This window comes from Acetonema longum DSM 6540, from assembly GCF_000219125.1.
In the GTDB taxonomy this organism is placed as follows: domain Bacteria; phylum Bacillota; class Negativicutes; order Sporomusales; family Acetonemataceae; genus Acetonema; species Acetonema longum.
This window is the reverse complement of sequence record NZ_AFGF01000183.1, coordinates 1-14800: the sequence shown is the minus strand read 5'-3', so window position 1 is coordinate 14800 and position 14800 is coordinate 1. Positions and strand designations below refer to the sequence as shown.

Sequence of the window (14800 nt, the reverse complement as noted above, 5' to 3'; positions counted from 1 at the left end):
GAATGAAAAAATTGGGCCTATCTGATAGGTCTCCATCGGGGTGTGACAGCTTCGAAACTTTCCGATTTCGTCTTTGCGTTAATTGCCGTCAGAATATCTAAATCCCGCAGTATTCGAGCGGATTTCGTCAGAACCGCCAGGCCGAAGCCATATTTTTCAATCAGTGCGAGACATTCCCGCGTTATCTGCAAATCATCTTCCAAGGGAAGGTATGGGTCACACATCGCTCCGGTGCTAATCATGCACGGTTTCCTTATGCGGCGAAGCTGCGCTTCAAGGATTCGCGGGGCGTCGCGCTTCACCTCGATGTCTTCGAAGTCGTGGTTTATCTGATAACAGGCACTCCGGCTATCGCAATAGATGCAGCCGTGCGAGCAGCCACGATACAGGTTTATTCCTTTCTGTGGGGAGAGGATAGTTTTGTAATCGGTATAGTGCATCATGAAGCCTTGTATGTCTTGATGTGCGCCTTAATCTTTTTTATCGCCCAGTCGTAATGGCTCGACGTTTCGGAAACGCAGTAGCTTCCGAGAGTTGACGTTCCAGCCCAAGGCAAGCATCCCTTTTCAAACAGTTCCTCGTTGGAGAAGCCGTCAATTAACACCATGACTTTCTCGTGGCTCTCGCGGAGCATCTCCTTGGATGTCTCATAAGGTGTGGACTGGTGTTTCTTCCAAAACTCCACGTTCATATCACCGTATGTTCTCCAGTTGTAAGGCGCGGGCAAAAACGACTTTGCTTTGCCGCTCCGGTTGGCGTTCACCCAGTCCAGCAGCAACTGGTGCCATTCATACAGATGGACAAGCACGTCACGCAGATTTTTATCGCGTTTCCAGTGCGCTTCTGTGCCGATATCGTCGCCGAAATTGAACGCTGCGTTCTGCCCGTCGTTTGTCATAGAGCCGATGAGCTTCCACATCTTCTCAAATTGTTCGTTAGCCGCCTTGATCAAGTCCGGCTTGGCTGCAGGTCTGGGCATAGTTTACCTCCTGTCGAAACCTCACGATTAGCTTTTATTTGAACCTGTGCAAATTTTGCACAGGTTGACTCCTTATCCAGTTCTTCCTCGCATAGATGTTCGAGAGATGTTTCGTAATGACACTGCGGTCTGTTTCAAATAACTCCGCAATCGCTTTCTGGATCATCCAGAAGTTTCCGTTTTCGAAGCGTACCGAAACGCTCACATTACCGCTGTCTGTTGTATATAAAATGATTTTCTCTTCCAGATTCATCTCAGATCACCTTCACTTATTTTAGCGCACGTAGCGCCTGGTTTTATATAAATAAATTACCTTATAAATACAAAAGTTCCTGCAAATATCAAAATCTTTGCAGGAACTTCGACTATTTTTTTGCCGTTAGCTCTGATACGGTTCTCCCCTCCAATCTTCATCGTCCGATAAATCTGCTCTACCAGCAATAACCATTCCCCTAAATTGAAAATTTGAACACAAAAATGGAGTATCGAGCGATGATGTCTGCCATATTTGATTGTGTCTGACAGCATATCTAAGCCTCCGGCTTATTCCTTTACTCTTTCCTTGCCCGCTTCGGCCAGCCGATACTTTTGCATTCGGCTGTTCGGCTTGTCGGGTACGGTCATTTCTATTAAGCCCTCGTCTAAGAGCGGCTCGATGTGCCGCTTGAACGAGCGTGAATCGCCGTTCATTCCGATTGCGGCAAATATATCTTTGCGCGATAAAGTCTTATTTTTAAGCGCGTTCAGCACGGCAAGCTGCGTGTCGGAGAGTTCGACTTGGTGCTTATCTTCGTGCTTAACTTGGTGCTTTGCTTGTTCTGCGATGATTTCATAAATCGCGGAAAGCGTAAATTCAATGAACACGCCGGAATCGTTGGCTTTGCTTGCGTTTTCAATCGCCTGATAGTACTGCGGCCTATTTTGGTACAGCACCGATTCCATCGGTATCCACGCGAAAATTGCGTTCCATTTGGCGAGCAGGAGCGTTTGCCATAACCGGCCCATACGACCGTTACCGTCCGAAAACGGATGGATGGTTTCGATTTCATAATGCAGAATCGCGCTTTTCAGCACGGGGTGCAGTTCCGAGGCTTTCGCCCAACCGAACAAATCTTCCATGCTGTATAGCGGGTGACAAGGGGGTAATAGCTGATGAACAGCAGCTAAAAGAAGAGCCGCCGCACCGGATGACGCATAGGCCCGGAACAGAGGCTCTGTCTTTGGTATTTAATGGCATATAATGGGACAACTCTGCCATTACTTTTGGACAGCCTTGGATTCTCAAATTGGAGGCGAATATTCTCCTTTACTTCTTGTGCTGAAGTAGGTTAAAGAGTTGAAAGGAACTGCTTCACCTGCTGAAAAGAAACTCGCTCTTGCTCTAACCGGACGCCCTTGCCCCACCTATTGTTTTGAAGTGAACAGAGTAGCTGATTTTCATCCGAGGTTAACCGAGTGACTTTCCCCAAAAAAGGTTTATCTTCCACGCTCCAGAGATCGCGGTACTTGAGCAGGGTGTTTTCATCCATGAGCATCGAACAAGTCTGCGGCAGGAAACTTCGGACTTGGTCCAAAATGGCCAATCCGTGGGTATCAATATCGCCCCAATAATAGATTTCTTTCTCCTGTAACCAGGTAACAGCCTTCAATACATCCACACTGTATCCCAGTCCGAAGATCACCAGACTGCTTCCGGCGTCCGGAAAGCATAGTCCGTTGATTTCATTCTCGGTAATAAAGACCCGGGTTACATCAGGTTTTAGCAGTATCAGCTGCTCCACCGGAATTGTCAGATCAGAAAGACCCTGAATATATTGCGCCTGATCCAGCAATCGCATTCTTATCTGGACCGGCTTGACCCGCAATCCGAATCGTTGCTCAAAAGAAGTGGCGCTGTGGTTAATTGTCTCTTCCGGCAAAACGATATTCAGTAGTTCCGTTAAAATTCCCTTTCGCTGTTCAATAAACTTGGTGTCAATGCCGGGAATATCCAATTGCCGCATATATAATTGGCAATTGGGATTCAGTGAAAACCATTTCAAGACAGCCAATATGCCTGTCCAGTCGTCGCCGACAGCCAGTACCTTATGAGGGTGTCTACCGGCCCATTCCAGTAATGCGGGCCATTCCGCCGACAATCTCCCGAGAATCTCCAGGAATCTGTCCGCTTCCCGCTCTTTTTTCATCAGGCGCAGGGCATCCCGCACTGTCGGAACAACGGCATGGGTCGGCAGAAGATTGCGACCGGACTGGCGATGCACCATTTCCTTCTCGATCAGTTCATAGCCAAAACCCGTATTCTGCTTGCTATGATCCCTAAGCTGTCTAATCCAACGGGAAATTTCAGCAAAGTTTTCGTTCACATCGTTGCTTTTCGGTCTTTTCAGCGGTAAACGGAGAGGAAATAAATCCTCCTCTATGAGCAGCGCCTGCAGAATCTTGCCAGAATCCCATTTCTTTCTCAGTTCTTCCCGGATCCATTGCGGATCAGACCACCCGGTGGACATAGCGCGCTACCTCCCGGGCCTTCCGTTCCTGCTCGTATTCTTCAATGGAGATATTTCGCAGCATGGACCGATGTCTGATATCATCATGATGCACAAAGCCTACATGAGCAATGAAGTGAGCAATGGTGGGGATCTTAAGCAACGGCGTGACAATCAGCAGCTGTAGATCCAGCTTTTTAAACAGTTCCAGCCCAAACCGCGCCGACTCGTCCGAGCTCTTCAGAAAAGCCTCGTCGATGACGACAAAACGGAAGGATTGCGGCCGGGAATCCTGTCCCTCCAAGCCGAAATGGTAGACCAGACTAGCCGCGAGAATCGTATAAGCCAATTTTTCTTTCTGACCGCCTGATTTTCCGCCCGAATCCGTATAATGCTCATATTCCTCATCAGTTTCGCGCCACCGTTCCGAAGCGGCGAATAAAAACCAGTTGCGTACGTCAATCACCTTTTTAGTCCAGCGCGCATCGCTTTCCGTCTCGCCGGGCCTGCCCCGGAAACGTTCAATGATAGCTTTCACCTGCAGGAACTTCGTCTCCGCGTATTGATCATCGCTGGATCCGGTCAAGGCCCCTTCCGTACAGGCTTTCAGCTGTACCCGGAAAGCCTTGATATCGCTGTCATAGGTTTCGTCATGTTCCAGACGGATATAGCGGCCTTCGTCATAGTCAATGGCGCTCAAAGAGCCGTTGATTTGTTCAATCCGACTTTTAATAGTATCTTGTTCCTGCTTTAATTTGGCCTGGAATAAGGCAATCTGATTGATCGTGTTTTCATGCAATAATTGCTTAAACCGCTTTTCAAACCGGGGCAATCCGTCGCTTTCCAGTTGCGCCAGCATGCGGTTATATTCCGGAAGGCTTTCCATACTTGGATCCACTTCTCTTGTTTCTTCGGCGTACTGATTGTTGTATTCGGACATGGCCTTGATAATTTTTCCTCTTAGCTGACTAATCTCCCTTGCCAATATGCCGCGTTCTTTCTCAAGCCAGTCCCGGTAATCCCGTTCCAGCGCGATTCTGCTTTCCAGGGTTACTTTCTTATTTTGCAAAGCCGTGCCTTTGTTTTTTTCTAAAAAGGGATATTCCTCTTCCTTCATTGCCGGCGCAGTTTCCGCAGCGGTTGCATCCGCCCGCTCCTTATCTTGAGTAAGGCTTCCCAGCCTGTTTTCAAGCGTTGTCTCCTTTTTGCCAGCCTTTTTTAAAACATCTTCCTGAGTTTTCTTCATTTCCTCCAGTTCAGTCAACCGGTGCTGCAGTTCTTGCAGCACATCGCTTCCTTGTTCTATTCTCTTTCTTCGCTCTTCTTTTTCATCGATTTCTTTTTCCTTGGAACGGGTATCAATGTCGGCAAAACCGGTGATTCCTTCCATAGTGACGGCAGCGTTTAACCGCTCCTGGCTTTCCTTTTGCTGCTTGCGAATATTGTCGATTTCGTCCCGGTAGAATCGGATCTCTGCTTTGAGTTCCTGCTCATTTGCCTCTAAGACCTCAATTTTTTTCTGATTGGAAAATCCCAGGATGTAACGGCGGCGGTCATCAATTGCGTATCGATCGTCTTTTTCATGCCGGTTGCCTTTTGACTTAATCTGTCCGGCCTGGGTAATGGCCAGCGATTCGCGGCTGAATTGCTCCCTGCCTTCGCAGCAAACATGGGAGAAACGCTGGCGGAGTTCCCTGGTCAGCCAAATGCCAAAGGAGGTATTCGGCTTAATGTTCAGCTTTTCCGATACGGCCGCAGGATGCGGCTGACCGGAAACAGGCTGTGACGTTTCGGATACCCGGTAATAGACCAGTCTTATTCCCAGCATCGTCTGGTCCACCCATCTCATGACAGCCGGATAGTGCTTTTCGGGCACAAGCATCGAGAGGCCAAAATTATGCAGGAGTCTTTCAATCGCGCCTTCCCAACCGGCTTCTTCTTCCCTGACTTCCAATAATTCGCCGGCAAAGGGGAGTTCCGTTTCCTCAAGCTTCAAATCTCGGCAGAGTTGTTTTCGTTTCTCAATGTATTCACGGGGGATGCTTGTTCTCCGTGAACGGAGAGACTCCAGTTCTTCAGCCACTGTCTGCGTTTCTTTCTCCGCTCTGGCCGTTTCCCCGGCAGCCGCCTGAAGGTCTGCATTCAAACGACCTTGTAATGTTTCTTCGTTAGACTTGATTTCCGGCAATTTTGACCGGTTGCTAATGAAATCGTCCACTGTTTTTGGCATGGATAATTTTAATTTTCCGGCACAATTCGCATAGTTTGCCCAGTTTTTGCGAATGTGATCAAGGATTTGGCGCAGGTTCTCAATTTCAGCTTTTAATGCTTCCAACGCCCCACCGCCATTAGCGTAAATATCTCGCTCGGTCTTTTTGATACTTTCTTCGATTTCTCGTTGTTTGATTTCCGCCTGTTCCCGCGCCCCTGCAGCCAAAATCAGATCTTGTTCAATCCTGGCGATTTCATCAGTCAACAAAGCCGCTGTTTGTTCCGCGAACCAAGGACTCAGGGCGCGGAGCGACTTTTCCATCAGATTTTGTCTGTTATCCATCTGTTCGCAGCGTTTGCCCTGGTCTGCAATGGGATGAAGCAGTTCAATCTGTCTCTTAGCCTTCAGAACAGCCTCATGAGCACTATTCAAATCTTGGAAATGATTTTTTAGTTTCTCGACTTCCTCTTCTGTATTAGGAACCTGCAGCATATTAGCCCGTACAAACTCGGTAAGGGCTTCCACCTTTTTCATGGAAATAGTCTGCTGAAATAAATCCAAGGCCTGTTCCTGTTCAATCCCAAATTTTCTGCGGAAAACTTCCGCATAGCGGGTATAATCCTCAAATACCCGGACACCGCTATTTTTCAAACGCTTTTTCAATTCGCGGACATCCTTGTCAAACTTGGAAAAATCCTGTGTAATCCACATTTCTTTATCAGCCACAACATAAAAACGAGCCGGTGGCTTCTGCGCATCCTGATACCAAAAAAACTGCGCTAAGGTGACAGACTGGGACAAACCCGAGTCCTGAAAGGTCGCCAGCAAGACGGAATAATGCTGCATATCCCTCAAAGAATCCGGTTGGCCGGTCCCTTCGGCGCTTTTCTTCTGACCAAAGTAACCACGGACATAAGACGTGATTGAACGCTCCTTGGCACTGGAATCAGCCGCTTTGTTATAGGCTACTTTTCGCGGCGCGACCAGAAGGGTTGTCAGCGCATCGACCAGAGTAGATTTACCCGAACCCACATCGCCAGTCAAAAGTGATGTTTCCCCTCCGGGGGAAAACGTCCAGACCTGTCCGTCAAAGGTGCCCCAATTCAACACTTCCAGCTTGGCTAGCCGGAAACCTGGTGTCGCGCCAAAGAGCAGCCCAGGATATTCCTGCTTCAAGTTCAACAAACTCATTCCTGACTCTCCCCTTCTCCTGTCTCTCCGCCGGCATAAACCCGATACTTATCCAGCAGTTCGTTAACATCACGAAGCCATTCCGCATTGACAAAACTGCGAAGGACGCGCTGTACTTCGAAACTATCTTCGCTGCCCCGCAAACGGCGCAAGAAACCCATGTCTTCAATCTTTTTAATATGGTTGTCAATATTCGCTACCATTTTGGCTTCATTGGTTGTATCTTTCAGGAACAACTGCATCCGTTCGGCAATCTGCTGCCTGGTTACGATGAGCCGCTGGTCTCCTGTAGTTGAATCAAACTCCAGTAATTGTTTTCGGAGCAGGACAAGCAGGAGGCTGACCGGATAACTCAATGCATGACGGGACACCAGACGGGGAATCTCCTCCTCTCCTTCCCCGTAAAGGCGCTGTTTCAGATACCCATAACCATCCATCTCGTCAACAATTAGGATGAGGCCGACTTTGCTTACATAATCCTCAATTTTATATTTCTGGGCCAAGATCACTTCCCAAGTTTCCGGGTCTGTTTCTTTAAAGATAACGTTTTTAAAGAGAGCCACCAGAGTCCTCGAAAATGCCAAATCATCCAAAACATTCATACCTTTGACCTCCCTAAACCAGTCCTAAGTCCGCTGAAAAATAATTTTGGCCATCTTAGCCACTTTTTTCTTTCCTGTTTCATCGGTCCAGGATACTTCCTCCACATCCTCCGGATAGAAGGCTGCCTGCGGACTTTCGCTGGCAATGACCAGATAAGTTACAAGCTCGCTTAAACCCAATTCCAACGGGTAATGCTCAATGATCCGGGACAGCGTAATTCTGTCCTGGGCCTGCAGCAGATAGCCAATCTGGTCCTTTAACTTTTCCTTATCCACATAAACCTGGGAAAAAAGCGCTTCCGCCGACACATCCTCCACACCGGCACCGATTACGTCGTCTTTAATTTCCGGTCGTTGGGGAGGCGTAAACAGAGGCCTGTCCAAAGGGAATGAAATTTCCGGAGCTACCTCGTCAATTTTCATTTCCCATTCTTGCGGCGGGTCATTGCGGACGGCCACAGCTTTTCCTTCGATTTCCCGTATGATCTGGTTGATCCGGCGTTCTTCTTCCAAAAAATTCTCGTCCACATATCGTCTCAACTGCTGGGATAATACGGCTACCGTCTCTTGAACATGGGCGCCGGCGTTCACCCAGTCATGGTGAATATGCCGGAGATTCCGGCTCGTACTCATTTCGTGCACCGCTTTCAGCTGCAATGCCCTATCAAGAGTATCCTGAAAATCCTCCTGATAGGAAGAGGACATGAGAAATTTCCAGAAGGCAGCGAAACTTTTCCCTTGTTCCGACTGCCCAATCCCATCCTGTTCACTAAAGACGGTTTCCAATAACTCCCCTTTTCCCCGGTCCCATGTGGCAATCCGTTCCCGCATGCCCCGGTCCAGGTCCCGAAAATTCTGTTCCACAGCCCGAAAGTCAGCCAGAATCTCTCGGGCTATTGTCATCGCCTGCCAGAAGCGTTCCTTGATTTGCGTTTCATCTAACAGTGCTACTTGTCCGTTTTGCACTCGGATGATTTCCTGTTCGATTTCCGCCTTTCGCCGTTCCAGTTCCGCCAAACGCAGCTTGGGATCCGTTTCAGAACGCTCCACAATCTGGTGCAAAAGCTCAAATACTGTGATTAACCGCGACTCTGTACCAATAAAGGTTTGCTGTCTTAAACTCAAGAGCCATTCAATGGCCTTCTGAGCCAGAGAGGTTACATCAAAATAGGGTTCATCCTGCCCCGGAGGATAGAACTTTCGCAGCCAACCGTGCTCATCACCGGCCCAGTCATCCAGGTATTCCCGTCCTGTTCTAGGAAAAAGGCGCTCATTTTGCCCCTGGCTTAGCCGGTCGATAAAACCTTCCAAGCGGCTGATCAACTCCTGTTCAGCAACCAATCGCTTGTTTTCCGCAATGAATTCTTTATAAAGAAAAGCTGCAACAAGAGGCGCCTGCGGCGAAGCCAATAATCGCCATGCCGGATTTTTCTTACGCAATAATTCCAGGAATTCAAAGGACATATGCTCCGAGAATTCATTTTTTTGCTGTACCATCTTACTACCTCAAATCACTAACAAATTCTAACCATATTGAGGTCAGTGCACCTACGATTGCGTAAAGTCAATTTTATATATATTTCGACAGATTGCATTATATCCCTTTACAAATTGTAACATTTTTACCAGGAAGACTTGAAAGAATCACCACTCAAAATGGCTATCGACTTGACTGTGCCTACAGCTTGACCGGTACGCCGCAGCATCCCTGTCCTTCATTTCGGCTTAAGCTGAAATATAAGCAAAGGCTATCCCCATCATTTCTACGGATAGCCTTTGCCTTGCTTCTGCCATATGCCTTGGGATCGGGAGTCACACGGGTGACCGGATTCATTACACCCCCAGTCGCGCCGCTCTCGGGCATTATGTTCTCGCTGTTTCTTTTTCGACAGCTTCTCGAACGGTATGAACTTTTCCATATTCACCGACGCCTCCGTTTTTGCTCAGCCGCCTTGAAATTGTAGAAGGGCTTAATTCTCGCTATTATTTCAGCGGTCGGCTCAATCTGAGCGATAATTTCGTCAATCGATTTATACGCCATCGGCGATTCGTCCAGCGTTTCCGGCAGAACGCAGGTGGAGTAGATTCCGCTCATTTCTGCCTGGTACTGTTCCATCGTCAATTCCTGAAAGGCCTTGCTCCGGCTCATAAGGCGACCCGCGCCGTGGGGAGCGGAGCAGTTCCATTCAGGGTTTCCCTTGCCAACACAGATTAAGCTGCCGTCACGCATATTGATTGGTATGAGCAGCTTCTCGCCGTCCTTTGCGGACACTGAGCCTTTGCGGAGAACCATCGCATCAGTATCTATGTAGTTGTGAATGGTCGTGAATTCTTCCGCAGCGGACAGGCGCATACCCACAAGGATCGTGTCGACCATCGCTTTGCGGTTCAGAACGGCGAACCGTTGCATAATCTTCATGTCATGCATGTAATCGTCGAACAGACTGCCTTCCACGTAGGCGAGGTCTTTCGGCACGGGTATCGCCGTCCGTTCTTTCAAAGCCCTGATTGTGCTTTGGATTTCCTTTTCCCTGCCTTCGGCTTTTAACTGTACGATTACCTGCTCAAGTTGAAACTGCACGTGACCGCCCAAGGCGTTGTAACCTTCGCTCTGGTAGTATTCCGCGACCTCACAGCCCAAATGCCGGCTGCCGGAGTGAACAACAATGTACCACTCGCCGCTCCCGGCTCGGTCAACCTCAATAAAGTGATTCCCGCCGCCGAGAGTTCCGACGCTCTTGTAAGCCCTGTCGAGGTTAACGTGCTTCGCACAGCGGAGTTCGGATAAATCAATCTCATCGGCATATTTGTGTGGGATTTTCCGAACGTCAAAGCCCGCTGGAATGCATTTATGTATCACCTCGTCAAGGCGGGCGAAGTCAAGCGCTGCAGTATCGATACGCATTGTTTCGATGCCGCAGCCGATGTCCACACCGACCATGCCGGGTACAATCTTATCAGTAATGGTCATCGTCGTTCCGACAGTACAACCTTTGCCGGCGTGAACGTCAGGCATTATGCGGATTTTGCAGTCTGCGAACACTTCTTGGTCGCAGACTGTTTTGATTTGCTCCGCCGCCCGCTCCTCTAATTGTGGGGTGTAACAGACAGCGGTATTGTGTAATCCTTCTATCTTAACCATTTCGATTACGCACCTTTCAGTATTTTTGTCAACTGCGACAGGAGGTCAGTGCCGCCGGTGACCGATATGCTCCCGACATTGTCGCAGATTTTTTCCAGATACTCAAGCTCTTTCAGCTTGTAAAGCGTCTGGTTTTCGTCCATCAACTTGGCGGTGTTCAGCAGGCTTCTTGTGGACGCGACTTCCTCGCGTCTCGTTATCACGTTCGCCTGCGCCTTCTTCTCCGCAATAAGGACGGTGTTCATAATATTGCGGATTTCACCCGGCAGGATAATGTCCTTGACTCCCGCATCGGAAAAGGTCACGAAGTATCCGGCTTCCTTCTCTTTCAGACGGGCCAGCATGGCTGAGGACATCTGCTCCTTATTTTCGAGAATCTCGTCAAGGCGATATCTGCCCACATACTCACGCAGTGCAAGCTGAAGCAGGATGTGTATCTGCCTTTCGTAGTCATCGATTTCCGTGTGGATCTTCACATAGTCCGTGATTTTATAGCTGCACACGAAATTAATGCGAAGAGCAACCTTATCAAGGGTCATCATTTCCTGCCCTGTGATGTCCATCTGCAGTAAGCGCGTATCCGCAAGCCCGGCGGTCACCTTGGTGCCGTTATTCCAGAAGTAATACGTACCCTGCTCCAGCAGTCTGACAAACTTGCCGTCATAGCAAAGCCGCGCCTTCTGATAATCAGCAACTTCAACCTTGGTGAACAAATACTTGGGAATGGAAGCAAACAGATATTGGGGAACAGCGTCGGACACTTCCGGCGTTGTAATATCCACAGGCCTGAATTCGTGCTTGTCGTGAATTTTAAAAAAGGCGTATTTGCCGCTAGTCAGCGTCCCCGCGTATTTGCCGTTCACAAAATGCAATGCAAGCGTCTCGTCGGCTACGTCAACAACGTCGACCTCGCCTGCCAGTTCCGCATTTTTCAGGAAGATCTCAAGGTTGTATCCCGGGACTTTGAACTCAGAACCGGTATGTAAGACTTCCACGCTGAAGCTGCACCCGAACTTGACGTGCTTTCCGGGTTTCAGGTATGCGGCAAATTTGCCGTTCTTAAAAAGCAGACCTCTCTGGTTTTCATTGATGATGATTGTTTTCATAGCGATTCCGCTCCTTCTTTGTTGTGTGTTATTGCGGATTGCCCATACCAACTTCTGCGGCGGATAAATTAAGCATCTCACCGGCAAACACGGGAGCGTTGGCTCTGGCGATTGCCGTGCCTATGCGGTATCCTCTGTCCGGCAGGGCAAAAGCGGTACTGCGTCCCCACCCCAATTAGGGGTACGGCTTTGCGGGCAAGCCGCGACACACGAATTCGTGATGCGAGTTTTCACTCGTATCATAGAGTCTCTTCCAAACCACTGGCTGACTGCAAAGGTCAGGCGGGATTCGAACCCGCGTAAAGGGGTAAAGGGGCAAGCATTCGCTCGGCATGCCGTTAAAGCACAGCTTTCGGCACCGCAGGACTTCAAATTTGCATTTCACCGCGGTATTTCACGGCTTCGTGCGGCTTAGTCCTTGACATCCACGCAAAAGCGACCTTGCATTGTCATTATACTCATCGAACAAATGAAAATCGTGGAAAAAAAGTTGCGAACTCATTTTGACGAGTCCGCAACTTGCTTTGAGAATGTCTGCTGCATAGAGATTCGGTTTTTCATCAGCGAGATGAAGCTGTCCGGGGCGGTCACCTTAAGCATGGGACCGAATGAAAGGATGCGGATCAGTATTTCGGTTTCATCCTGCGCCTCGTACCAAAGCTGAACCTCATACAGACCATTATCCAAACGCATCGTTTCTTTGCGGCAGTCCGAAAAGTGGAGCATTACGCGGTCAAGAGCGTTGCGTTCATTTTTTAGCAGGAATCTGACTGAGGCATCTCTTCGTACCGGAGGGATGATGCTGTTCGCATCGTACGCCTCAAGCAATTCACAGCTTTCGATGCGCTTAAGGTTAATATACGCCGCATAGCGCCCGCCCGTCGTTTCGAGCCTGAACTTGTCGTCCTTTGAGGAATACTCCAGCCTATATGGAATAAACCTGCCTTGCATCAGACGGTTATGGCGGTTGCGGTACTCTATACGTAGCCGCCGCTTTTCCCGCAAAGCCGTTAGAATCATCTTGAAGCGGGTGATGTAATCTGTATCCGAAAAAGGGTCACAATCCGAATAACGGTCAAAGAATACAAAGTCGTCCGGCGTAAACAGAGGTTCTATGTCCTCAAGACCCGGTAAAGAAACGTCAAAGAGCGCGATGCGAAGGTCTTGCGATATGGCTTTCAGCCACCGCTTCTGCAAAATGGTCAGCGGCATCTTGGGTTTGCGCTTAATGGGAGTTCGCAGGTTCTTATCCAATATAGTCCATTCAGAGTTTTTAAGAGCGGGTAAAATAGTCAGCATGCTCGCGGAAAAAGCACGTTCGCGGATAATCTCGTCCATTCGCTTTACAGTAAGTTCACTTTCCAATGCTTCCGTGATGATGGCGGCAACTGCATTGAAGTAAGCGGAGTATACCTCGCTAAACAGCATCGTCGTCACCTCCGTACATCTTGGTAAGCACAGAGAAGTCCGACCAGAACTGTTTTTCTACCTTCTTGTTGGAGCAAGTCAAAGATGAAATACGCCCGATGAAGGTTCGAAGCCAGGGCATCAGTTCCCAGGCATCGTACACATCGGCTGTGAACCGCCACTCGTTGTCAGAGGTTTCTGTTACGGAACCGCACCGCTTTTCCCGCTCCAGTCTATGGACAATATGTATATCTTTCGGGTCAACCTTCAGCGTCAGCTCGATATGTTCAAGCCTGTACTGACCGCAGGACACGCCCCATATATGAGGCTGTTCGTTTTGCAGGAGGGATTTGTACGAATCGTACTCCGGCTCGACCTCCATAGGCTTAACCTTAACAATGGTGTCCAACCGAAAGAAGGTTATTTTCTTTCTCCAAAGGCTGTAAGCCGCCAGGTATTGCCTGCCGCCCTGAGTGCTGATGTAGATCTTCAGCGGAACAGTAACGGCTTGCCTTGCGCCACCGTTTTTACCTCCGGCGAGTTCGAGTTCAACTTTTTGGCGTAAATGGACAGCGGTCAACAAATCCAAAAGGGATCCGTTATCCAGAGCGAACAGAAGGTACCTATGCTTGAACGAAAACACATCCGGCTTTTGCTCTTCGTACTTGTCGAGCAGGAAACTTCCGACCACGCCGAGCGGGCTGCCCTCGGAAAAGAAGGTTACAGCCTCTCGCCACGTTTCTAAATCAACGGAGTCCGCGGACAATGAATACAGGTACTGCTTGCCGCGCTTTACAGTAGTAAGCAAGCCTTTTTCCGTATATTCCTTTAGCTTCTTTCTTAGGGTTGATTCATCTAACGGTTCCGTATAGGTAAACGAGGACAGATAATCATCTTCGATGGTGTCAAGCAGTTCGGAGAGACTGCGCGGATTGCCGTCGGCCAATATGTCGAGCAAGATAAAATGCAGGCTGATGTCGTTCTTGGTAAAGCTTGCGGCTTTCCACGCTTTGTATAAGGGATTGTGCGGTATGTGCCGGCTGTCGACGGAGAGGAAGACCGCCTTCCCGTTCGCGTCCTGTCGGAATGACATATAGTCGGCGAGCCAGCTTTCAATACGGCGTTTTTCATTGTCGTAGCTGCGGGCGCTCTTTGCGCCAACTTCGTCACGGCTCTTGAAACCGTACACAAAAAACTCACGCATATAATTCCTTATGCGTGAAACGTCCTTGATGAGCTCGCTGTATGCCATTTATTTCACCACCTAATCGTCCTCGCCGTTCCGTGCAGAGGTTATCCATCCAGCCTTGACTCATCCCTTTCCCGAAGATCAGAGACCGGGGTGATTTCGGCTCGAATTCCACTGCTGTTCATCCCGCCTCTTTCGGACAATGTTTTTATATATTTTCAATCTAAACATAGAAATCCTGCCAAATTTGTCAAAGAACATTGAAAATTTGACAGGATTTTCTGTTGTGAGTATGCTTCCGGCAAAATGAATGAATAGATAAGTGGTTGGGCTGATAGTAAGTTAATTTTTCGAAAGAAGGCCTTTAAACTACTCGACGACTTGCAAGTAACTCTGACAGGAGCGATATCGTCCAATAGACACCCAATCGAAGACTTGCAAATATATGCGGACTACAGAGAAAAGTATTTTAAATACTATTGGGAG

The 14800-nt window shown here is 48.7% G+C and carries 11 protein-coding genes and 1 pseudogene; all 12 read right to left on the bottom strand.

The genetic code is table 11. From position 1 onward, the window contains the following. Positions 1 to 62: 62 nt before the first annotated feature. Positions 63 to 440 (bottom strand): annotated as a pseudogene (locus ALO_RS23965) (SPL family radical SAM protein); the annotation flags it as partial. After that, the gene (locus ALO_RS16070) at positions 440 to 979 is read right to left on the bottom strand and encodes a ClbS/DfsB family four-helix bundle protein (RefSeq protein ID WP_004097933.1); all 540 of its coding nucleotides are present in this window, start codon (positions 977 to 979) and stop codon (positions 440 to 442) included. The gene ALO_RS16070 and the pseudogene ALO_RS23965, both read right to left, overlap by 1 nt. A 34-nt stretch (positions 980 to 1013) precedes the next feature. After that, positions 1014 to 1232 (bottom strand): hypothetical protein, encoded by a 219-nt coding sequence (locus tag ALO_RS16065; protein WP_004097930.1) that lies wholly within the window; start codon positions 1230 to 1232, stop codon positions 1014 to 1016. Positions 1233 to 1522: 290 nt separating this feature from the next. Then, positions 1523 to 2089, bottom strand: a complete 567-nt coding sequence (locus tag ALO_RS16055; RefSeq protein WP_004097926.1) for a Fic family protein — start codon at positions 2087 to 2089, stop codon at positions 1523 to 1525. A 218-nt stretch (positions 2090 to 2307) separates the two neighbouring features. Beyond that, entirely contained in the window at positions 2308 to 3486 is a 1179-nt protein-coding gene (locus ALO_RS16050) for a DUF3322 domain-containing protein (protein ID WP_004097924.1), read from the bottom strand. Then, positions 3467 to 6868 carry an ATP-binding protein gene (locus tag ALO_RS16045; RefSeq protein WP_004097922.1) on the bottom strand — a complete coding sequence of 1134 codons (3402 nt, stop codon included), beginning with the start codon at positions 6866 to 6868 and terminating at the stop codon, positions 3467 to 3469. The genes ALO_RS16050 and ALO_RS16045 overlap by 20 nt, the downstream gene beginning before the upstream one ends. Continuing rightward, positions 6865 to 7470, bottom strand: coding sequence for a DUF4194 domain-containing protein (locus ALO_RS16040; protein WP_004097917.1), 606 nt, complete (start codon positions 7468 to 7470; stop codon positions 6865 to 6867). The genes ALO_RS16045 and ALO_RS16040 overlap by 4 nt, the downstream gene beginning before the upstream one ends. Positions 7471 to 7494: 24 nt before the next feature. Then, complete coding sequence (locus ALO_RS16035; protein ID WP_004097916.1) at positions 7495 to 8967, bottom strand: DUF3375 domain-containing protein; 1473 nt, start codon at positions 8965 to 8967, stop codon at positions 7495 to 7497. A 424-nt stretch (positions 8968 to 9391) separates the two neighbouring features. Then, positions 9392 to 10612 (bottom strand): RtcB family protein, encoded by a 1221-nt coding sequence (locus tag ALO_RS16030; RefSeq protein ID WP_004097914.1) that lies wholly within the window; start codon positions 10610 to 10612, stop codon positions 9392 to 9394. A gap of 5 nt (positions 10613 to 10617) precedes the next feature. Further along, a complete protein-coding gene (locus ALO_RS16025) occupies positions 10618 to 11718 on the bottom strand; it encodes a slipin family protein (RefSeq protein WP_004097912.1) in 1101 nt (366 codons plus the stop codon). A gap of 498 nt (positions 11719 to 12216) precedes the next feature. Further along, the gene (locus ALO_RS16020) at positions 12217 to 13146 is read right to left on the bottom strand and encodes a WYL domain-containing protein (protein ID WP_004097908.1); all 930 of its coding nucleotides are present in this window, start codon (positions 13144 to 13146) and stop codon (positions 12217 to 12219) included. Beyond that, the gene (locus tag ALO_RS16015) at positions 13136 to 14377 is read right to left on the bottom strand and encodes a WYL domain-containing protein (protein ID WP_004097906.1); all 1242 of its coding nucleotides are present in this window, start codon (positions 14375 to 14377) and stop codon (positions 13136 to 13138) included. The genes ALO_RS16020 and ALO_RS16015 overlap by 11 nt, the downstream gene beginning before the upstream one ends. Positions 14378 to 14800 lie beyond the last annotated feature (423 nt).

Excerpts from the sequence above, each read along its gene's own strand:
- ALO_RS16030 (WP_004097914.1), bottom strand. The coding sequence starts at position 10,612 with ATGGTTAAGATAGAAGGATTACACAATACCGCTGTCTGTTACACCCCA.
- ALO_RS16040 (WP_004097917.1), bottom strand. The coding sequence starts at position 7,470 with ATGAATGTTTTGGATGATTTGGCATTTTCGAGGACTCTGGTGGCTCTC.
- ALO_RS16025 (WP_004097912.1), bottom strand. The coding sequence starts at position 11,718 with ATGAAAACAATCATCATCAATGAAAACCAGAGAGGTCTGCTTTTTAAG.
- ALO_RS16045 (WP_004097922.1), bottom strand. The coding sequence starts at position 6,868 with ATGAGTTTGTTGAACTTGAAGCAGGAATATCCTGGGCTGCTCTTTGGC.
- ALO_RS16015 (WP_004097906.1), bottom strand. The coding sequence starts at position 14,377 with ATGGCATACAGCGAGCTCATCAAGGACGTTTCACGCATAAGGAATTAT.
- ALO_RS16020 (WP_004097908.1), bottom strand. The coding sequence starts at position 13,146 with ATGCTGTTTAGCGAGGTATACTCCGCTTACTTCAATGCAGTTGCCGCC.
- ALO_RS16065 (WP_004097930.1), bottom strand. The coding sequence starts at position 1,232 with ATGAATCTGGAAGAGAAAATCATTTTATATACAACAGACAGCGGTAAT.
- ALO_RS16050 (WP_004097924.1), bottom strand. The coding sequence starts at position 3,486 with ATGTCCACCGGGTGGTCTGATCCGCAATGGATCCGGGAAGAACTGAGA.
- ALO_RS16035 (WP_004097916.1), bottom strand. The coding sequence starts at position 8,967 with ATGGTACAGCAAAAAAATGAATTCTCGGAGCATATGTCCTTTGAATTC.
- ALO_RS16070 (WP_004097933.1), bottom strand. The coding sequence starts at position 979 with ATGCCCAGACCTGCAGCCAAGCCGGACTTGATCAAGGCGGCTAACGAA.